The organism is Achromobacter sp. DH1f (genome assembly GCF_000633435.1).
Classification (GTDB): domain Bacteria; phylum Pseudomonadota; class Gammaproteobacteria; order Burkholderiales; family Burkholderiaceae_B; genus Achromobacter; species Achromobacter deleyi.
Genome location: NZ_AYMF01000010.1, coordinates 119,302 through 138,326 on the forward strand (window position 1 = coordinate 119,302; position 19,025 = coordinate 138,326).

Here is a 19,025-nt window from a genome sequence, read left to right on the forward strand (position 1 = left end):
GCGCCGCGAGTTTGGGAAAGACGGTGGGGAAAAATCGTGTCGCTGCGGATATCGGGTTCTGCCGGGAACATCGTGGTGGAAGCTACAACGTGGCGGCGGTGCCGAGGATGGCGGTGGACTGGCTGGACAGCGTGCCGCCGTTGCCATGCACCAGCGCCAGGTCGGCGCCGGACACCTGGCGCGCGCCGGCTTCGCCGCGCAACTGCCTGACCGCCTCGATCATGATGAAGACGCCGTACATGCCGGGATGCACGCAGCACAGGCCGCCGCCGTTGGTGTTCACCGGCAGCCGTCCGCCCGGGGCGATCGCGCCGTCGGCAATGAAGTCGCGCGCCTCGCCCTTGGCGCAAAAGCCCAGGTCTTCCAGGAACAGCAGCGTGTTGATGGTGAAGGCGTCGTACAGCTCCACCACGTCGATGTCGCGCGGCGCCACGCCGGCCATGGCGTAGGCGCGGCGGCCGGACTCCGCCGCCGCCGTCACCGTCAGGTCTTCCATGGACGAGATCTGCCGGTTCCAGACCGCGGTGGCGTTGCCCAGCACGTACACCGGCGGGCGCGGCAGGTCGCGGGCGCGTTCGGCGCGTACCAGCACATAGGCGCCGGCGCCGTCGGTCACCAGGCAGCAGTCGCGCACGCTCAAGGGGTCCGACACCATGCGCGCCGACAGGATCTGTTCCAGCGTGGCCGGCTCGCGCAGTTGCGCCTCGGGGTTGAGCTGGGCCCACTGGTTGGCGGCCAGCGCCACCCGGGCCAGGTCTTCGCGGCGGGTGCCGTACTGGTGCATGTGGCGCGCGGCGGCCAGCGCATACGACGACAGCGGGCTGAGCGGGTCGTACGGCGTTTCGTAGGGCTGCGGATCGAACTGCTTGCGCACGCGGCCGATCTCGGCGCGGCTCAGGGTGGACGTGCGCTGGGTGCTGCCGTAGCAGACCAGCACCGCGTTGCATTGGCCCGAGGCCAGCGCATGCAGCGCGGGCAGCAGGTGGGCCACGAAGCTGGAGCCGCCCAGCATGGTGCTGTCGATGAAGGTCGGGCGGATGCCCAGGTGTTCGATCACCGGCATCGCCCACATCGGCGCGGCCACGCTGGCCGTGCACAGGCCGTCGATGTCCTGCATCGTCAGGCCGGCGTCGGCGACGGCGCGCTGCGCGGCCTGCACCAGGATTTCCATTTCGGTATAGCCGTTGGCCTGGCCCAGGCCGGCATGGCCCACGCCGGCCACCGCGACGGCGCCGCGCAGATCGTTCAGCGTCATGGCGCCTCCTTGTTGGGAACGAAGACCACCAGGCCGCGGCCCTCGGTGACCGCCACCTGGGCCCGCACCGCCATGCCGATGCGCACGGCGTCGGGCGCGATGCCGTCGACCCGGCTCATCAGGCGCACGCCTTCGGCCAGGTCGATCAGCGCCACGTTGTAGTCGCCGCCCGCCTCGGGCTTGCGCCGCACCACGGTGGTGGAATAGACGGTGCCGCGCCCGTCGGGCGTTTTCCAGGACAGCTGGTCGGCGCCGCAATGCGGGCAGAGCATGCGGGGATAGAACACGGCGCGGTCGCAGGCGGCGCAGTGCTGGATCAGGAAGCGGCCCTGGTCCAGCGCCTGGCGGTACTGCGCGTCGACGCCGGTGGCGGCGTCGTTCGGGGCGGTAGCGGTCATTGCATGGGGTTTCCGGGTTGACGAGCCGCCAGTGTCGGGGCTGGTGCCGGCGCGTGCCATTCTTCATTGCTGAAGCAGGCCTTTTGCCGGCCCGTAGTGCCTGCGGTGCGGCGACGCGGGGCTGAGTCCCTACATCGCCGCAAAAGCCGCCCTTCGGCAACCGCAGATTGTCCGGGCGGGGCGGGCCATGGCTAGATACCGGTCAAAGGAGACAGGCCATGAATCTGACTTGGACGCCCGAAGAGCGCCAGTTTCGTGAGACGGTGCGCGCGTTTGCCGCCGACCGATTGCCCGCGGACATCCGCGACAAGGTGCGCCGCCATCAACGGCTGGAGCGGGACGATTACGTGCGGTGGCACAACCTCCTGGCCGACCAGGGCTGGGGCGCGCCCAATTGGCCCGTGGAACACGGCGGCACTGGCTGGAACGCGCTGCAGCGGCTGATCTTCGAAGTGGAATGCTTCAAGGCCGGCGCGCCGCGGCTGCTGCCGTTCGGCCTGTCGATGATCGGCCCGGTATTGATGAAGTACGGCAGCGCCGCGCAGCAGGCGCGCTTTCTGCCGCGCATGGCGCGGGTGCAGGACTGGTGGTGCCAGGGCTATTCCGAACCGGGCTCCGGGTCGGACCTGGCGTCGCTCAAGACCCGCGCGGTGCGCGACGGCAACGAGTACATCGTCAACGGCCAGAAGACCTGGACCACGCTGGCGCAGTACGCCGACTGGATGTTCTGCCTGGTGCGCACCGATCCCGACGCGCGGGCCCAGCGCGGCATTTCGATGCTGCTGCTGGACATGCGCGCACCCGGCGTCACGGTGCGCCCGATCCGCACGCTCGACGGCGGCCACGACGTCAACGAGGTGTGGCTGGAAAACGTGCGGGTACCGGTGGAAAACCGGGTGGGCGAAGAAAACCACGGCTGGACCTACGCCAAATACTTGCTGGGCCACGAACGCACCGGCATCGCCGGCCTGGGCCATTGCCATCGCGAACTCGACATCCTGAAGGGCATGGCCGCCCGCGCCACCTCGCGGGGCCGGCCGCTGCTGGCCGACAGCCGCATGCGCGACCGCATTTCGCGCATCGAGGTCGACATCATGGCGCTGGAGATGCTGCTGCTGCGCGTGGCGGCCAGCAACGACGGCACGCCGGGGCCGGAGGCGTCGGTGCTGAAGATACGCGGTTCCGAGATCCAGCAGGACCTGGCGATGCTGCAGATGGAAGTGGCCGGCCCCGACGCCTGGCCCTATGACCCGGCCTGGATGCTGGCTGACGCCGACTGGCACGGACCCGGCCCCGAGATGGCCGCCGCCTCGGGCGCCGGCTACGCCGATATGCGCAAGACCTCGATCTACGGCGGCACCACCGAAGTGCAGAAGGGCATCATCGCCCGCCTGGTGCTGGGCCTGTAGGCCGCCGCCATTCGCCCAAGGAACACGACGCATGGATTTCCTCTATACCGAAGAACAGCGCATGCTGGCCGACAGCCTGCGCCGCCTGGTGGACCAGGCATGGACCCGGCCGCAACGCCGTGCCCGCGAAACGGCGGGGCGGCTCGATGCCCGTGCCTGGGCCGCACTGGCCGACGTGGGCGTGCTGGGCCTGACCATTGCGCAGGACGCGGGCGGCTTTGGCGAAGTGCCCGCCAGCCTGCTGCCCGTGCATGTGGAACTGGGCCGCGGCCTGGTGGCCGAGCCGGTCATCCCCAGCGCGGTGATGGGCGCCGCCTTGATCCAGGCCTGCGGCGGGCAGGCGCGCCAGCGTTGGCTGCCCGGCATTGCCTCGGGCGAATGCGTGGTCAGCGTAGCCTGGCAGGAACCGGGGCGGCGTTATGAGGCAAGGCCCGACGTCTGCCAAGCCGTGCGCAACGGGGCGGGCTGGCGGCTGGATGGCGCCAAGCACCTGGTGTGGCACGGTGCGGCCGCGCAGGCCTGGTGGGTCAGCGCACGCGACGAGAGCGGCGCGACCGTGTTGCTGGCGGTGCCGGCGGACGCCGCGGGCGTGCGCGTCACCGATACGCCGACGCTGGACGGCGCGCGCTGCGCACGGCTGGATTTCGCGGGCGTCGCCTTGCCGGCGAACGCCCTGCTGGCGCAAGGCGCGCAGGCCGACGCCGCCTTGGCCGAGGCGCTGCAATGGGGCACGGCCGCGCTGTGCGCGCACGCGGCCGGCGCCATGGAGCGTCTGTTGGAAATCACCGTGGACTATCTCAAGACGCGCCAGCAGTTCGGCCAGCCGTTGGCCTCGTTCCAGGCGTTGCAGCATCGCCTGGCCGAGATGCTGGTGGCCAAGGAACTGGCGCTGTCCATGGCCTATGTGGCGGTGGCGGCGCTGACCGAGCCGGACGCCGCCCAGCGCCGCCGCATGCTGGCCTCGGCCAAGCTGGAAGCCGCGCGCGCTGGCCGGCAGGTCGCGCAGATGGCGGTGCAGCTGCATGGCGGCATGGGCATGACGGACGAGCTGGAGGTAGGCGACTACTTCAAGCGCCTGACGGTGGTGGACCTGCTGCTGGGCGACAGCGCCGAGCAATTGGCCGTGCTGGAGGAATTGGCATGACGCCCACATCATCGGAAGCCGCAGACATGCGCACCGCCCATACCGATGCCAGCGCGTCGCGCGCCGGCTACACGCAGATCCGCTTCGTGCTGGACCAGGGCGTGGGCGTCATCACGCTGGACCGTCCCGAACGGCTGAACAGCTTCACCGCCGTGATGCACGCCGAACTGGCGCGGGCGCTGGACGAGCTGGAGGCGCACGCCGGCCTGCGCGGCGTGGTCATCACCGGCGCCGGCCGCGGCTTTTGCGCCGGGCAGGACCTGGGCGAGCGCAAGCCGCCCGAAGACGGCAGCCGGCGCGACCTGAGCGAAATCCTGGCCAAGTCGTATCGTCCGCTGATCATGCGCTTGCGCGCGCTGCCGGTGCCGGTGGTGTGCGTGATGAACGGCGTGGCCGCCGGCGCGGGCGCCAGCCTGGTGCTGGCCTGCGACGTGGTGTTTGCGGTGGAGTCTGCGCGCTTCATCCAGGCGTTCAGCAAGATCGGCCTGTTGCCCGATGCCGGCGGCACGTGGTTCCTGCCGCGCCTGGTGGGCTCGGCGCGGGCCATGGGCGCGGCCTTGTTCGGCGAAGCCGTCAGCGCGCGGCAGGCCGAGGCGTGGGGCCTGATCTGGCGGGTGGTGCCGGACGAGGCCCTGGCCGGCACGCTGGCCGAGGTGACTGCCACGCTGGCGGCGGGGCCGACGCGGGCCTACGGCGCCACCAAGGCGGCGCTGCATGCGTCCAGCGGCCATACGCTGGCCGAGCAGTTCGACCTGGAATGCAGGCTGCAGCGCGAGCTAGGCTACACCGACGACTACCTGGAAGGCATGCAGGCGTTCGCGCAGAAACGCGTGCCGGCTTTCAAGGGGCGTTGAGACGGACACCGCAGCACCGGGCGACGTCAGCGGGGCGGGAACCCGTCCGGGGCCAGAGCCAGTCCTGGCTTCGGATCAGGCCGCGGGTGCGGCCTCGCCCGGCTGCCGGATCTGCTCGATCAGCTCGCGTGCACAGCCGGGCAGGGCGTCGATGTCGCGCACCAGCAGCTTGCGTTCACGCACCACCCAGGGTTCGTCCAGCTCCACCACGCGCAGCTTCATTTCCGTGCCGTAGCGGCGCGCGGCCGAGTCGGGAATGACGCCCACGCCGACGCCCGCCTGCACCATGCGGCAGATGGAATCGAAGCTGTAGAGCTGGATGCGCTGCGGCAGCCGCTGGCCAATGCGCTCCAGCTGATCGCGCAGAAACGCCACCAGGGTCGAGCCTTCGTGCATGGTGATGAACGGGTAGCGCACGGCGTCGGCCAGCTTGACCTTGTCCTGCGCCTGCAGCGCGTGGCCGTTGGGAACCACCAGTACCAGGCGGTCGGTGCTGAAATGAATCGTCTGCAGTTCGGGCGCGTCGACCGGACCGGCCACGATGCCCAGGTCGGTGGTGCCGTCCAGCACGCCGCGCACGATGTCGCGCGTCAGGCGTTCCTGCAGGTCCACCGTCACGCCCGGATGGCCCGACAGAAAGTGCGCCAGGATGTCGGGCATGAACTCGGTGACGGCGGTGGTGTTGGCGAAAATGCGGATATGGCCCGCGTCGCCGTCGGCCTGTTCCTGGAAATCGTGCTTCAGGTGGTCGACCTGGCGCATGATGACCCGGGCGTGCTGCAGCAGCCGCTGCCCGGCAGGGGTGATTTCCACGCCACGGCTGTCGCGGTACAACAGGCGGGTATTGAGCTGGTTTTCCAGCGCCTTGATGCGCACGCTGACCGCGGCCAGCGACAGGTGCGCCCGCTTGGCGGCCTGCGTCAGGCTGGGAGACTCGGCGATGTGGATGAACAGGCGTAGGTCGGCAAGGTCGAAGTGCATGGCGCCTATATTACGGCGGCGGGCGCGGGGCGCACGATTCATGCGCCGCAAACCCCGCCTTGAGGAAAAACGAATTCACAGCCTGCGCGGCTTGCGGGATGCTACCCGTCAACCCCTATGACAAGGATATCGGCATGACATCGACAGACCCGGCCGCCTGGATCGGCAGCGGCGAGCGCCAGGCGGATGCGCTGGACCCCGGCCACGCCGCCCGCATCGCCGCCACGCTGGGCGGCCCGGCGCCTGCGCAAGGCGACCCCTTGCCGCCCCTGTGGCAGTGGGCGTTCTTCATCAGCACCGTGGGCCTGGATGGCTTGGGGACGGATGGCCACCCCGCGCGCGGCGGCTTCCTGCCCCCGGCGCACGACCGCAACCGCATGTGGGCCGGCGGCCGGGTGCAATTCCTGCACCCCCTGCGCGTCGGCGTGCCGGCCGAGCGCATCTCGGCCGTGGCGGAGGTGAAGGAAAAGGCTGGCCGCAGCGGTGCGCTGCTGTTCGTCACCGTGCGTCACGAATACCGCCAGCAAGGCGAGCTGGCCATCCTGGAAGAACAGGACATCGTCTATCGCCAGCCCACGCCGCCCAAGCTGGCCGGCACCGAGCCCGCGCCCCAGGCGCAATGGCGCGACCCGGTCGAGCCGTCGGCGGTGCTGCTGTTCCGTTACTCGGCCGTGACGTTCAACGGCCACCGCATCCACTACGACCATCCCTACGTCACCGGCACCGAGGGCTACCCCGGCCTGGTGGTGCACGGGCCGCTGATCGCCACCGAGATGGTCGCCGCGTTCCAGCGCGCCCATCCCAAGGCCCGGCCCACGCACCTGACCTACCGCGGCCTGCGCCCGCTGATCTCGCCCGCGCCGTTCCTCGTGGCCGGCCGCATCGAGCAAGCCGGCGTGGCCCAGCTGTGGGCCGAGCAGGACGGCACGCTGGCCCATCAAGCCGAACTGAGGTTCACCGAATGAGCAACCCGGCCCCCCGCCCGCTGGACGGCATTACCGTCGTCAGCCTCGAACACGCCATCGCCGCGCCGTTCTGCACCCGCCAACTGGCCGACATGGGCGCGCGCGTCATCAAGATCGAACGCCCCGGCGCCGGCGACTTCGCCCGCGGCTACGACGAGCGTGTGCGCGGCCTGTCGTCGCACTTCGTCTGGACCAACCGGTCCAAGGAAAGCCTGACGCTCGACCTCAAGCGCGACGAAGCCGGCGACATCATGGACCGCCTGCTGCAACAGGCCGACGTGCTGGTACAGAACCTGGCGCCCGGCGCCGCGGCCCGGCTGGGCCTGTCGTTCGAGGCGCTGCACGCCAGGTATCCGCGCCTGATCGTCTGCGATATCTCCGGCTACGGGGAAGGCGGCCCCTACCAGGATAAAAAGGCCTACGACCTCCTGATCCAGAGCGAAAGCGGCTTTCTGTCGGTCACCGGCACGGCCGACGATCCGGTCAAGGCGGGCTGTTCCATCGCCGACATCTCCGCCGGCATGTACGCCTATTCGGCCATTCTCAATGCGCTGCTGCTGCGCCAGAAAACGGGCCTGGGCAGCCGGCTGGATGTCTCCATGCTGGAAAGCATGGTCGAGTGGATGGGCTTTCCGATGTACTACGCGTTCGAAGGCGCGGCGCCGCCCGTGCGCGCCGGCGCCGCGCATGCGTCCATCTACCCGTACGGCCCGTTTCCCACCGGTGACGGCAACACCATCATGCTGGGCCTGCAGAACGAACGCGAATGGCGCGTGTTCTGCGCCCAGGTGCTGCGCCAGGCCGAGCTGGCCGAAGACCCGCGCTTTGCCTCGAATTCGCTGCGCACCGCCAACCGCGACGCCTTGCGGGCGCTGATCGTGGCGGCCTTTGCCGACCTGTCGGTGCAGCAGGTTACCGACCGCCTCGAAGACGCCCAGATCGCCAATGCGCGCGTCAACGACATGGCCGGTGTGTGGGCGCACCCGCAGTTGCAGGCGCGGGCCCGCTGGAGCCAGGTCGACAGCCCGGCCGGCGCGCTGCCGGCGCTGCTGCCGCCGGCCAGCAGCAACGCCTTCGCGCCGCGCATGGCGGCCGTGCCCGCCGTGGGCCAAAACACGGATGCAGTGCTAGCATCTCTGGGATATGCGCCGGATCAGGTGGCGCAATTCCATGCCTCGGAGGTCGTGTGATGCATTCCGTCGTTCGTACCGCGCTGTTCGTGCCGGCCTCGCGCCCCGAGCGTATTCCCAAGGCCCTGGCCGCGGGCGCCGACGCCGTGATCGTCGACCTGGAAGACGCGGTCGAACACCTGGCCAAGGCCTCGGCCCGCGAAGCCCTGTGCGACTTCCTGGGCACCCACCCGCAGGCGCGGGTGTGGGTGCGCATCAACGATGCGTCCACCTCGTGGCACGACGACGACCTCAAAGCCTGCCGGGGCCGGCCGGCGGTGGCGGGCATCCTGCTGCCCAAGGCTGAAAGCCTGGCCCAGGTGCGCCATGTGGCGCAGACCGGGTTGCCCGTCATCCCCATCATAGAAACCGCGCGCGGCGTGCTCAACGCCGCCGAGGTAGCCGGCACCCCCGGCGTGGCCCGGCTGGCCTTTGGCAGCCTTGATTACGGCCTGGACCTGGGCCTGGCGCCCGATACCGACGGCGCGCAGGCCGTGCTGGACCAGGCCCGGGTGCAGGTGCTGTTGCAGACGCGCGCGGCCGGGCTGGCGACCGCGCTGGACGGCGTGTTCGCGGGGGTCGAAGATCACGCCGGGTTGTCGCGCGCCGCCGCGCGCGCGCAGCAGATGGGCTTTGGCGGCATGCTGTGCATCCATCCCGCGCAGGTCCCCGTCATCCACGCGGCGTTCGCGCCCGACCCGGCCGAACTGGCCTGGGCCCGCCGCGTCGTCGATGCCCACCGCGACAAGTCCACCGGCACCTTCATGCTGGACGGCAAGATGGTGGACGCGCCTGTCATCACCCGCGCGCGCCGCGTGCTGGCGCAGGCCGGGGAAGCCGTCGGCGGTTGATGAACCCATGAGCGAAGCGCTGTTCATCGGACATACCTACATCGACGTCACCGTGCTGGCCGACGAGTGGCCCACCGGCGACGACAAGCGCGTGGCGCGCGATTACGCCGTATCGTTCGGCGGCAATGCCGTCACCGCGGCGTTTGCCTGCGGCAAGCTGGGTACCCAGCCCGACCTGGTGTGCTCGCTGGCGCCCGACTGGCTGGGCCACATGTACACCGACATGGCCGCCGCGCATGGCGTGACGCTGCACGGCCGCCAGGTGCGCCGCTCGTCGCTGTCGTTCATCATGCCCAACCACGGCAAGCGCGCCATCGTGCGGGCGCGCGATACCGACTACCTGAACGACTTTCCGCGCCTGGACGTGTCTGGCTACCGCGTGCTGCACCTGGACGGCCATCAGCCCGACGCCGCGCTGCACTATGCGCGCGCCTGCCGCCAGGCCGGCATCCTGACGTCACTGGACGGCGGCGGGGTGCGCGAGAACACGGATGCGTTGCTGCGCCATATCGACGTGGCCGTATGCGCCGAGCGCATGTGCGAACAACTGGGCCTGTCGCCGCAAGGCCTGTTGGACCTGCTGCGCCAGCGCGGCTGCCGCATCGGCGCGGTGACGATGGGCGAGCGCGGCATGCTCTGGTACGACGAAAGCGGCACCGTCGACACGCTGCCGTCGCTGGACGTGCCCGCCGCGCGCATCGTCGATACCTCGGGTGCGGGCGACGTGTTCCACGGCGCCTATGTGTGGTCGTACCTGAACCGGCCCGAACTGCCCTGGAAAGAACACTTCACTTTCGCGCGCGCCGCGTCGGCGCACAAGATCCAGCACCTGGGCAACGAGGCGGGCCTGCCCACGGTGAGCGATGTCGAACGCGCCATGCTGGCGTTCACGCCCAAGGCCTAGCGGCCCGCGTCCGGTTCACGGAAAGCCGGGCAGGGGGCGGGGCAGCGATCAGGGGAATGCGCGGCCGGAACCGGCCGCGCCACATTCAGGCAATACGTTCTCAGGCAATGCGTTCGATCGGCTGGTCGGTGATCTCGTCCAGCCAGGCATCCAGGCTGCGGCCGGCCAGCGTCAGCGTGGGCGCCAGGTCGCGCAGCGGGCGCAGCACGAAGGCGCGTAATGGCATGCGGGGGTGGGGCAGCACCAGGCGTTCGTGCGCCATCGTCGTGTCGCCATGCAGCAGCAGATCCAGGTCCAGCGTGCGGGGGGCGTTCTTGTAGGGGCGTTCGCGGCTATGGCGCTGTTCCAGCGCTTGCAGCAGGTCCAGCAGGGCCAGCGGCGCCAGGGGGGTGTCCAGCGCTGCGACGGCGTTGACGAAATCCGGCCCGGTGGCGTCCACCGGCGCGCTGCGGTAGAACGGTGACACGGTGACCGCGTCGATGCCGTCCGCGCCGGCCAGCTCGGCCAGCACGGTGCGCAAGGTGGCCGCGCTGTCGCCCAGGTTGGCGCCCAGCCCGATGTAGGCGCGCACGGGGGCGGCCATGGCCTTATTCGGCGGACCCGGCGCCGCCGCTGGCGGCACGCGAGCTGGGACGGCGGCGCGGGCGGCGCTTGCGCGCCGACGGCGCGGGCGCCTCGGCCGGGTCGCGCGGCTGGCGGCCCAGGTCTTCGATCATGTCGGCACGGGTGGCGTCATCGGCGTTGGCCAGGTCCATCCACCACTGCGCCAGCACGCTGTCGAACTCGCCGGCCGCGGCGCGCAGCTGCAGGAAGTCGCAGGCGGCGCGAAAGCGCGGCTGTTCGATCATGCGGAAGATGGTCTTGCCCATGCGGCGCTCGAAGCGCGGTTGCATGAACCAGATTTCGCGCATGTCCGACGAGAAACGGCGCTGGATGGCGAGCTTTTCGGTCTGTTCGTCGAGCACCGAATCGGCCGCCTGCGACAGCGCGGGAATGGTGTGCTCGCCCTGGGCGCGCAGCTGCTTCCAGCGCACGTCCACCTGTTGCCACAGCAGCGCGGCGAACAGGAAGCTGGGGCTGATGGTCTTGCCGGCGCGCACGCGGGCATCGGTGCGTTCCAGCGCCAGTTCGACGAAGTTCTCGCCGCCGGGCTGTTCCAGCACCACGTCCAGCAGCGGCAACAGACCGTTGTGCAGGCCGTCGGCGCGCAGTTGGCGCAGGCAGTCCATGGCATGGCCGCAGGTCAGCAGCTTGAGCATTTCGTCGAACAGGCGCGAGGCCGGCACGTTTTCGATCAGGTTGGCCATCGTGCGGATGGGCTGGCGCGTGGCCGGATCGATGGTGCCGTTGAGCTTGGCCGCGAAACGCACCGCGCGCAGCATGCGCACGGGGTCTTCGCGGTAGCGCTTGGCGGGGTCGCCGATGATGCGGACCTGGCGTTTCTTCAGGTCGGCCACGCCGTTGTGGAAGTCGATGACTTCCTCGTTGTGCGGGTCGTAATACAGCGCGTTCATGGTGAAGTCGCGGCGGGCCGCGTCTTCTTCGTGCGAACCGAACACGTTGTCGCGCAGGATGCGGCCGTGTTCGTCGGTTTCCTGGTCTTCCGAGGCCGGGGCCCGGAAGGTCGAGGTTTCGATGATTTCCTGGCCGAACACCACGTGCACCAGCTGGAAGCGGCGGCCGATGATGCGGGCGCGGCGAAACAGCGGGCGGATCTGCTCGGGCGTGGCGTTGGTGGCCACGTCGAAGTCCTTGGGTTCCAGGCCGACGATCAGGTCGCGCACGGCGCCGCCGACGATATAGGCTTCATAGCCATGCTGGCGCAATACCTCGCACACCTTGATGGCGTGGCGCGACACGTTGCGCCGGTCGATGCCGTGCTTGTCGCGTCCGATGCGCAAAGGCCCCCGGGCTGCCGGCGCGAACAGTCGGCCGACGAATTTTTTTATGGTTTCGGTGATCATTTAGGACTTGGCATCTATGACGTGGTCGAACAGGTCGATCACTTGCCAGCCGCGTTCCTGGGCGATCTTGCGCAGGGTCGGGCTGGGGTTGGCGGCGATCGGACGGGTCACCTTTTCGAGCAGCGGGACATCATTGACCGAATCGCTATAGAAAAACGATTCGGAAAAATCTGCAAGTCCTAATCCCATGGCGCCCAGCCAATCGTTCACGCGCACCACCTTGCCTTCCTTGAAACTGGGCGTGCCCAGGATACGGCCGGTGTAGCGGCCGCGCTGGACTTCGGCGTCGGTGGCGACCAGGTGGGGCACGCCGAAGGCGCGGGCGATGGGGGCGGTGACAAAGCTGTTGGTGGCCGTGACCACCGCGCACAGGTCGCCGGCTTCCAGGTGCGATTCGACCAGCTCGCGCGCGGCGGGCGTGATCGACGGCCGGATGACCTCGGCCATGAATTCCTCGTGCCAGGCCGCCAGTTCGAACGGCGCGTGCGCGGCCAGGAGGCCCAGCATGAACTCGGCGGCCTGCTCGGCGGTGAGTTCGCCGCGGTTGTAGCGGTCCATCAGGTCGTCGTTGCGGCGACGGGCCTGGTCGGGGTCGCCCGCACGGCCGGTGCGCGCCAGATAGTCGGCCCATTGGTAGTCGCTGTCCAGCGGCAACAGGGTGTGATCCAGGTCGAACAGGGCGAGACGTCGGGAGGTCATGGGCGTTGTGAATCAGGGTCTGCGAGCATGGCGCGCAACAGGGGCAGGGTGATGGGACGGCCAGTGGCCAGGGAATAGCGGTCCAGCGCGTCCAGCAAGGCGGCCAGCTTGCGGATGTCGCGCTCGTGGTGCGTGAGCATCCAATTGATGATTTCGGGCGCCAGGTGCAGGCCGCGCTCGGCCGCCTGGGCGGCCAATGCGGCCAGCTTGTCGGCGTCGGAAAGGGGATCCAGGCGGAACACCAGGTCCCAGCCCAGCCGGGTGCGCAGGTCTTCGCGCAGCGGCATCGACAGCGGCGCGCGGTCGCCGGCCACGGCCAGCGCGAAGGCGCGGCCGGTGGCGGCGGATTCGCGCCAGCGGTTGTACAGGGCGAACAGGCCCGCCTGGCGGTGTTCGTCCATGCGGTGCACGTCGTCCACGGCCACGAACTTGGGCATGGGCGACTTGGAATCGGCTTCGGCCAGCACCCGCAGGATGTTGGCGCTGTTGGCGGCTTCGATGTAGACGGCGTCCGCGCGCGCGGTCAGGGCGCGCAGCAGATGGCTGCGGCCGCAGCCGGCGGAACCCCAGATATACAGCGCGCGGCCCGGGGCGAGCGTGCGCACGGCCGCCAGCGCCTCTCCGTTGGGACCGGCGATGTAATTGTTCAGCGATGGCGCTGGCGCGGGAAGAACGTCAAGCAGCAGCTGGCGGTTCATGAGAGGTTATCGATCAGGCGGGTGACGCGGGGCGTTGGCTCTTGCCCAAGGCCGAAGGCGGCATTGCCCGCCAGAAACTGGCAAAATCGCTATCGGCCAACCCTACACTTTAAACCACCCGGGGGGGCGGTGTCGCGTCCAAGCCCTTTGCCTGGCTTGGGTTTGCGCGAAAATACCGACCCGCCGGCCCGCCCGCCCCGGGCGGCTTTCGGCGCCCGTCAGCCTGGACCGGGCCGCAACATCGTAAAATGCAGGGCGTTCCACCCAAATTCCCAGCAATTGTTACATACCCCACGGCATTTCTCATGACGAATCAACCCAAAGCTCCCTTGACCTACCGCGATGCCGGTGTCGACATCGACGCGGGCGACGCCCTGGTCGACCGTATCAAACCGCTCGCGGCGCGCACCATGCGTCCCGGGGTGCTGGCCGGTATCGGCGGCTTTGGCGGCCTGTTCGAAGTGCCCAAGCACTACAAAGAGCCGGTGCTGGTGTCGGGCACCGACGGCGTGGGCACCAAGCTGCGCCTGGCGTTCGACTGGAACCGCCACGACACGGTCGGCATCGACCTGGTGGCCATGAGCGTCAACGACATCCTGGTGCAGGGCGCCGAGCCCCTGTTCTTCCTGGACTACTTCGGTTGCGGCAAGCTTTCGGTGGACACGGCGGCGTCGGTGGTGGGCGGCATCGCCAAGGGCTGCGAGCTGTCGGGTTGCGCCCTGATCGGCGGCGAAACCGCTGAAATGCCGGGCATGTACCCGGACGGCGAATACGACCTGGCCGGGTTCGCGGTGGGCGCGGTCGAAAAGTCGGCCATCATCGACGGCAAGTCGATCAAGACCGGCGACGTGGTGCTGGGCCTGGCGTCCAGCGGCGCGCACTCCAACGGCTATTCGCTCTTGCGCAAGATCCTGGAACGCGCCGGCGCCAAGCCCGACGACGACTTCCACGGCCAGAAGCTGGTCGACGTGGTCATGGCCCCGACGCGCATCTACGTCAAGCAGGTGCTGGCGGCGCTGGCCAAGCACGGCACCGCCATCAAGGGCCTGGCCCACATCACTGGCGGCGGCCTGCTGGACAACGTGCCGCGCATCCTGCAGCCCGGCCTGGCGGCCAGGCTGCAGCGCGACAGTTGGGAAATGCCCAAGCTGTTCCAGTGGCTGCAAGCCCAGGGCGGCGTCGAAGACACCGAGATGTACCGCGTCTTCAACTGCGGCATCGGCATGGTGCTGGTGGTGGACCCGGCCCAGGCCGACGCCATCGCCGCCACGCTGCGCGAGCAGGGCGAAACGGTCAGCAAGCTGGGTGAAATCGTCGAGCAAACCGACGGCATGCCCCAGACCGTGGTGGTCTGAGCCGGCAGGCTCGCGTAAAAAATCCGCCTGGTGGCGGGTTTTTTCATTTCACCGGGTCATCAAAAGAATTTGACCCGGCCCGCGTCCTCGCGGAATTCCTCGCCCGTATCCAGATCCGTGCGCCAGATCGTGTCGTGCACGGACAGAAAGCCGCGCAGGGATGGGTTGACGGCCCGCGCGTCCCGCCAGGCCGCCTGGAACCACGCGACATAGGTGTCCGTCATGGCTTCGCGCAGCTCGTCGCAGAAGTCATCGTCCTCGTTGTCCGTGGCCTCGTCCAGCGCGGCGTCGACGGCCGGCGGAATCAGCGGGGCCGGCAATGCCAGCGGCAGGCCGCGTCCGCAGTAGCCCGAACGCGTATTCAACGGAATGGCGACAGGGGCGAACGACTCCCAGTCGTACTCAAAGTGGATGGCGTCCACGGTTTCCTTGGAAACGCCCTTGTCCAGCGAGAACGGGCGTTCCTGAAGCAGCCGTTGGATCGTGCCGATCAGGGCCTTGTTCTGCTTGCGCAGCGCGGCCGCGAAGGATTTGTTCGCTTCGTTGATGTCCATGAACCCTGTCCCCCGTGTCTTGCCGCCGCCGTGGATGGCCGGCTGCGGCGAATGGTCAGGCCCGCAGGCCGGAATTTCCGTGTCTCAAGGCGCGTCGGCCAGCGCCATGGCCACCGCGTCGATGGTCTGCGCCACCGCGTCGGCGGCCAGGCAGTCGACGATGATGCGTTCGGGCTGGGCCCGCAGCCAGGTGATCTGGCGCTTGGCCAGCTGGCGGGTGGCGGCAATGCCTTGTTCGCGGGCCTCGTCCAGGCTGATCTCGCCGTCCAGGTGGGCCCACATCTGGCGGTAGCCCACGCAGCGCACCGACGGCAGGCCGGGGTGCAGGTCGGCGCGCGCATGCAGGCCGCGCACCTCGTCCAGCAGGCCGTTGCCCAGCATGGCGTCAAAGCGCTGTTCGATGCGCGTGTGCAGCGCGGCGCGGTCGGAGGGTTCCAGGCTGATGGTCAGGTAGCGGTCGGCGTCATCGTCGGGCGGGCGCTGGCCGCGGCTGAGCAGGGCGGACATGGGCTGGCCGGCCAACTGGCAGATTTCCAGCGCGCGCTGGATGCGCTGGCTGTCGTTGGGCGCCAGGCGCGCCGCCGTGACGGGGTCCAGCACGGCCAGCTCGGCATGCAGCGCCGGCCAGCCCAGGCGGGCGGCGCGCGCTTCGAGTTCGGCGCGCAGCGCGGGGTCGGCCTGCGGCAGGTCGTCCAGGCCGTCGCGCAGCGCCTTGTAGTACATCATGGTGCCGCCAGCCAGCAGCGGAATGCGGCCGCGCGCGCGGATCTCGCCGATCAGGCGGCGCGCGTCGGTTCGGAATTCGGCGGCCGAATACGATTGCGCCGGGTCGAGGATGTCGAGCAGGTGCTGCGGCACCAGGGCCTGTTCGGCCGGCGACGGCTTGGCGGTGCCGATGTCCATGCCGCGGTAGATCGTGGCCGAATCGACGTTGACGATCTCCAGCGGCCAGCGTTCGGCCAGCGCCAGGGTGGATGCGCTCTTGCCGGCCGCGGTGGGGCCGGCCAGGCAGATGACGAGAGGGGCGGGGGACGGCACGGGCAAGATCTATTGCCCGCGCAGGAACAGCTTGTCCAGGTCAGACACCGACCACTGCACCCAGGTCGGGCGGCCATGGTTGCACTGGTCGGCGCGCTCGGTCGCTTCCATCTGGCGCAGCAGGCCGTTCATTTCTTCCAGGGTCAGCTTGCGGTTGGCGCGCACCGAACCGTGGCAGGCCATGGTGGACAGCAGTTCGTTGCGCTGCTCGGTCAAGAGGCGCGACACGCCCACGCCGGCCAGGTCGCGTAGCACGGCGCGGGCCAGCGTCTCGATGTCCCCGCGCGCCAGGATGGCAGGCACCGAGCGCACCGCGATCGACGTAGGACCCGACGGCCGCATCTGAAAGCCCAGGTCTTCGAGCTGTTCTTCGAATTCCTCGACCACCGCCACGTCCTTTTCCTGGGCGTGGAACACCACCGGCACCAGCAGGTCCTGGCGCGGCAGGCTGCGCGCGTCCAGCGCCTGCTTGAGCTGCTCGTAGACCACCCGTTCGTGCGCGGCGTGCATGTCCACCAGCACCATGCCGCGGCGGTTCTGCGCCAGGATGTAGATGCCGTGCAACTGGCCCACCGCCATGCCCAGCGGATGCTCTTCGTCGGCGGGCAGGGAGGAGACGGCCGCGGTTTGCGGGGCGAGCGGCGTGGCCGCATCGCGCAGCGGTTCGGTGCGCGGGGCGGTGTCGTCGGTCAGGGGGCGGTACAGCGCCTGCCAGTCGGCCACGGGGATGCCGGCGGGTTCGGCGTGCAGGCGGAACGGCACCTGCGTGTGCGGACGCGGCGCGGTGGGCGAGGGCCGCAGGCCGTACGGGGCGGCACTGCCGGCACCAGCGTAGCCGGGGCGGGGCGAGGCTTCTCCGGCCGCGTGCAGGGCGGCTGGTGCGCTTGCCGCGCCATCTGCGGGCACGGCTGCGCCTGCGGGTGTGCCCGACGGCGCCACGGTTTCGAATTCCTCATCGCGCGCGGCGCCGGCCGGGGCCACCGCCGACGAGCCGCCCGTCTGCGCCAGCGTCTGGCTGACCGCGTGCGTCACGAACCGGTGCACCGCGCCGCTGTCGCGAAACCGCACTTCGTGCTTGGCCGGGTGCACGTTCACGTCCACGGCGGCCGGGTCGATGTCCAGGAACAGCACGTAGGCCGGCTGGCGGTCGCCGTGCAGCACGTCCGCGTAGGCGGCGCGCAGCGCGTGGCTGACCGTACGGTCGCGCACGTAGCGGCCGTTGACGTACAGGTACTGGCGGTCGGCGCGGGCGCGGGCCGCGGTGGGGCGGGTGATCATGCCGGCCAGGCTGACCGTGCCCACGCTGTGCGACAGCAGCAGGCCGTGTTCGGCGAATTCGGCGCCCAGCACGTCACGGATGCGCTGCGGCGGTTCGGCGGGCAGCCACTGGCGCTGCGCGCGGTCGTGGTGGAACAGGCGGAAGGCGATCTGCGGATGCGCCATGGCGATGCGCTCCATGGCGTCGACGCAATGGCCGAATTCCGTGGCTTCCGAGCGCAGGAACTTGCGCCGCGCCGGCACGGCATCGAACAGCTGGCGCACGTCCACGGTGGTGCCCGGCGGGCCCGAGGCGGGGCCGACCTGCATGCTGCCGGCATCGATCTGCCAGGCGTGCTCGCCGTCGCGGGTGCGCGAAATGATGGACACCTGGGCCACCGACGCGATCGAGGCCAGCGCTTCGCCGCGGAACCCCATGGACGCCACCGATTCCAGCTCGTTCAGGTTGCGGATCTTGCTGGTGGCATGGCGCGCCAGGGCCAGCGGCAGCTCTTCGGGCGGAATGCCGCCGCCGTCGTCGGTGACCGCAATGCGGCGGATGCCGCCGCCTTCCAGGCGGACTTCGATCGCGCGCCCGCCTGCGTCGATGGCGTTCTCAAGGATTTCCTTGAGTACCGATGCGGGTCTCTCGATCACTTCGCCCGCGGCGATCTGGCTGATCAGCAGGTCGGGAAGCGCAAGAATGGAGCGGCGTTCTGTCATGGGGTGTCCCGGTGTAGCTATAGAGATGATTTTAGCCTCTTGATTTTGCCCGTTGATCCGGTGGGCTATATTTCCAGGCTGATTCCCCAACCGCTTTCAGGGCCGTATCAATGCTTGATTTTTTCCAAATGGTGCTGCACATCGACCAGACGCTGGGCGTCTGGGTCCAGCAATACGGCGTGTGGGTCTATCTGGTGCTGTTCCTGATCGTGTTCGCCGAGACCGGGCTGGTGGTGCTGCCTTTCCTGCCGGGCGATTCGCTGCTGTTCATTGCCGGCGCCTTCGGCGCCACGGGCAGCCTGGACCCGATTCTGCTGTCGGCGTTGCTGATCGTGGCGGCCGTCACGGGCAATACCCTGAACTACGCCGTTGGCCGCTATTTCGGGCCACGCGTGTTTTCGATGAACCTGCGCTTCCTGGACCGCGGCGCGCTGATGCGTACCCACGCCTTCTACGAAAAACATGGCGGCAAGACCATCGTCATGTCGCGCTTCATTCCGGTGGTGCGCACGTTCGCGCCGTTCGTGGCCGGCGTGGCCGACATGCCGCTGTCGCGCTTCCAGCTGTTCAACATTCTGGGCGCGCTGCTGTGGGTCATCAGCCTGGTGGCCGCGGGCTACTTCTTCGGCAACATTCCGCTGGTCAAGGAATACCTGAACACCATCGTGCTGCTCGGCCTGGCTGCGGCCATCGTGCCGGTGGTGGGGGCGGCGCTGTTCAAGCTGCTGCGTGCGCGCCGGGGCGGGTAGGGCGAGCGCGCCGGCAAGAAAAAAGCCATGTGCATGCACATGGCTTTTTTTTGTCCCG

The 19,025-nt window shown here is 69.2% G+C and carries 19 protein-coding genes; 9 read left to right on the forward strand and 10 right to left on the reverse strand.

Annotation, left to right across the window (positions count from 1 at the left end):
* Nucleotides 1–82: 82 nt before the first annotated feature.
* Nucleotides 83–1,255, reverse strand: coding sequence for a thiolase (locus U858_RS0108355; protein ID WP_025136715.1), 1,173 nt, complete (start codon nucleotides 1,253–1,255; stop codon nucleotides 83–85).
* Nucleotides 1,252–1,653, reverse strand: a complete 402-nt coding sequence (locus tag U858_RS0108360) for a Zn-ribbon domain-containing OB-fold protein (protein WP_025136716.1) — start codon at nucleotides 1,651–1,653, stop codon at nucleotides 1,252–1,254. Before U858_RS0108360 ends, U858_RS0108355 begins: the two co-directional genes overlap by 4 nt.
* 218 nt (nucleotides 1,654–1,871) lie before the next feature.
* On the opposite strand from U858_RS0108360, the gene U858_RS0108365 reads away from it, so the two are divergent.
* The 3 genes from U858_RS0108365 to paaG are packed head-to-tail and all read left to right on the forward strand — an operon-like array spanning nucleotide 1,872 to nucleotide 5,060.
* Nucleotides 1,872–3,062 (forward strand): acyl-CoA dehydrogenase family protein, encoded by a 1,191-nt coding sequence (locus U858_RS0108365; protein WP_025136717.1) that lies wholly within the window; start codon nucleotides 1,872–1,874, stop codon nucleotides 3,060–3,062.
* A 31-nt stretch (nucleotides 3,063–3,093) separates the two neighbouring features.
* Nucleotides 3,094–4,206: an acyl-CoA dehydrogenase family protein gene (locus U858_RS0108370; protein WP_025136718.1), complete on the forward strand. Its 1,113-nt coding sequence runs from the start codon at nucleotides 3,094–3,096 to the stop codon at nucleotides 4,204–4,206.
* 26 nt (nucleotides 4,207–4,232) lie between these two features.
* On the forward strand, nucleotides 4,233–5,060 hold the full coding sequence (gene paaG / locus U858_RS0108375; protein ID WP_025136719.1) for a 2-(1,2-epoxy-1,2-dihydrophenyl)acetyl-CoA isomerase PaaG: 828 nt from the start codon (nucleotides 4,233–4,235) through the stop codon (nucleotides 5,058–5,060).
* 75 nt (nucleotides 5,061–5,135) lie between these two features.
* Here paaG and U858_RS0108380 read toward each other — a convergent pair whose 3' ends face one another.
* Nucleotides 5,136–6,041: a LysR family transcriptional regulator gene (locus tag U858_RS0108380; RefSeq protein ID WP_025136720.1), complete on the reverse strand. Its 906-nt coding sequence runs from the start codon at nucleotides 6,039–6,041 to the stop codon at nucleotides 5,136–5,138.
* A gap of 134 nt (nucleotides 6,042–6,175) precedes the next feature.
* Here U858_RS0108380 and U858_RS0108385 point away from each other — a divergent pair, with 134 nt between their 5' ends.
* The 4 genes from U858_RS0108385 to U858_RS0108400 are packed head-to-tail and all read left to right on the forward strand — an operon-like array spanning nucleotide 6,176 to nucleotide 9,930.
* Nucleotides 6,176–7,006, forward strand: coding sequence for a MaoC family dehydratase N-terminal domain-containing protein (locus U858_RS0108385; protein ID WP_025136721.1), 831 nt, complete (start codon nucleotides 6,176–6,178; stop codon nucleotides 7,004–7,006).
* Nucleotides 7,003–8,196, forward strand: coding sequence for a CaiB/BaiF CoA-transferase family protein (locus U858_RS0108390; RefSeq protein ID WP_025136722.1), 1,194 nt, complete (start codon nucleotides 7,003–7,005; stop codon nucleotides 8,194–8,196). Before U858_RS0108385 ends, U858_RS0108390 begins: the two co-directional genes overlap by 4 nt.
* On the forward strand, nucleotides 8,193–9,026 hold the full coding sequence (locus U858_RS0108395) for a CoA ester lyase (RefSeq protein ID WP_025136723.1): 834 nt from the start codon (nucleotides 8,193–8,195) through the stop codon (nucleotides 9,024–9,026). The genes U858_RS0108390 and U858_RS0108395 overlap by 4 nt, the downstream gene beginning before the upstream one ends.
* 7 nt (nucleotides 9,027–9,033) lie before the next feature.
* The gene (locus U858_RS0108400; protein WP_025136724.1) at nucleotides 9,034–9,930 is read left to right on the forward strand and encodes a sugar kinase; all 897 of its coding nucleotides are present in this window, start codon (nucleotides 9,034–9,036) and stop codon (nucleotides 9,928–9,930) included.
* A 100-nt stretch (nucleotides 9,931–10,030) separates the two neighbouring features.
* Here the strand turns inward: U858_RS0108400 and U858_RS0108405 are convergent, their stop codons facing one another.
* The 4 genes from U858_RS0108405 to hda are packed head-to-tail and all read right to left on the reverse strand — an operon-like array spanning nucleotide 10,031 to nucleotide 13,291.
* Nucleotides 10,031–10,513, reverse strand: a complete 483-nt coding sequence (locus U858_RS0108405) for a 2-amino-4-hydroxy-6-hydroxymethyldihydropteridine diphosphokinase (protein WP_025136725.1) — start codon at nucleotides 10,511–10,513, stop codon at nucleotides 10,031–10,033.
* Nucleotides 10,514–10,517: 4 nt separating this feature from the next.
* Nucleotides 10,518–11,894 (reverse strand): polynucleotide adenylyltransferase PcnB, encoded by a 1,377-nt coding sequence (pcnB, locus tag U858_RS0108410; protein WP_025136726.1) that lies wholly within the window; start codon nucleotides 11,892–11,894, stop codon nucleotides 10,518–10,520.
* Nucleotides 11,895–12,593 carry an HAD family phosphatase gene (locus tag U858_RS0108415; protein ID WP_025136727.1) on the reverse strand — a complete coding sequence of 233 codons (699 nt, stop codon included), beginning with the start codon at nucleotides 12,591–12,593 and terminating at the stop codon, nucleotides 11,895–11,897.
* Complete coding sequence (hda, locus tag U858_RS0108420; RefSeq protein WP_025136728.1) at nucleotides 12,590–13,291, reverse strand: DnaA regulatory inactivator Hda; 702 nt, start codon at nucleotides 13,289–13,291, stop codon at nucleotides 12,590–12,592. The genes U858_RS0108415 and hda overlap by 4 nt, the downstream gene beginning before the upstream one ends.
* Nucleotides 13,292–13,596: 305 nt before the next feature.
* On the opposite strand from hda, the gene purM reads away from it, so the two are divergent.
* Entirely contained in the window at nucleotides 13,597–14,646 is a 1,050-nt protein-coding gene (gene purM / locus U858_RS0108425) for a phosphoribosylformylglycinamidine cyclo-ligase (protein WP_025136729.1), read from the forward strand.
* Between the two features lie 59 nt (nucleotides 14,647–14,705).
* Here the strand turns inward: purM and U858_RS0108430 are convergent, their stop codons facing one another.
* The 3 genes from U858_RS0108430 to mutL all read right to left on the reverse strand — a co-directional run bounded on the left by U858_RS0108430 (nucleotide 14,706) and on the right by mutL (nucleotide 18,218).
* Nucleotides 14,706–15,200: a hypothetical protein gene (locus tag U858_RS0108430; protein WP_025136730.1), complete on the reverse strand. Its 495-nt coding sequence runs from the start codon at nucleotides 15,198–15,200 to the stop codon at nucleotides 14,706–14,708.
* A gap of 84 nt (nucleotides 15,201–15,284) precedes the next feature.
* Nucleotides 15,285–16,244 carry a tRNA (adenosine(37)-N6)-dimethylallyltransferase MiaA gene (miaA, locus tag U858_RS0108435; protein ID WP_369797649.1) on the reverse strand — a complete coding sequence of 320 codons (960 nt, stop codon included), beginning with the start codon at nucleotides 16,242–16,244 and terminating at the stop codon, nucleotides 15,285–15,287.
* A 3-nt stretch (nucleotides 16,245–16,247) separates the two neighbouring features.
* Complete coding sequence (gene mutL, locus U858_RS0108440) at nucleotides 16,248–18,218, reverse strand: DNA mismatch repair endonuclease MutL (protein WP_025136732.1); 1,971 nt, start codon at nucleotides 18,216–18,218, stop codon at nucleotides 16,248–16,250.
* Between the two features lie 110 nt (nucleotides 18,219–18,328).
* On the opposite strand from mutL, the gene U858_RS0108445 reads away from it, so the two are divergent.
* On the forward strand, nucleotides 18,329–18,967 hold the full coding sequence (locus tag U858_RS0108445) for a VTT domain-containing protein (protein WP_025136733.1): 639 nt from the start codon (nucleotides 18,329–18,331) through the stop codon (nucleotides 18,965–18,967).
* The last annotated feature ends 58 nt before the right edge of the window (nucleotides 18,968–19,025 follow it).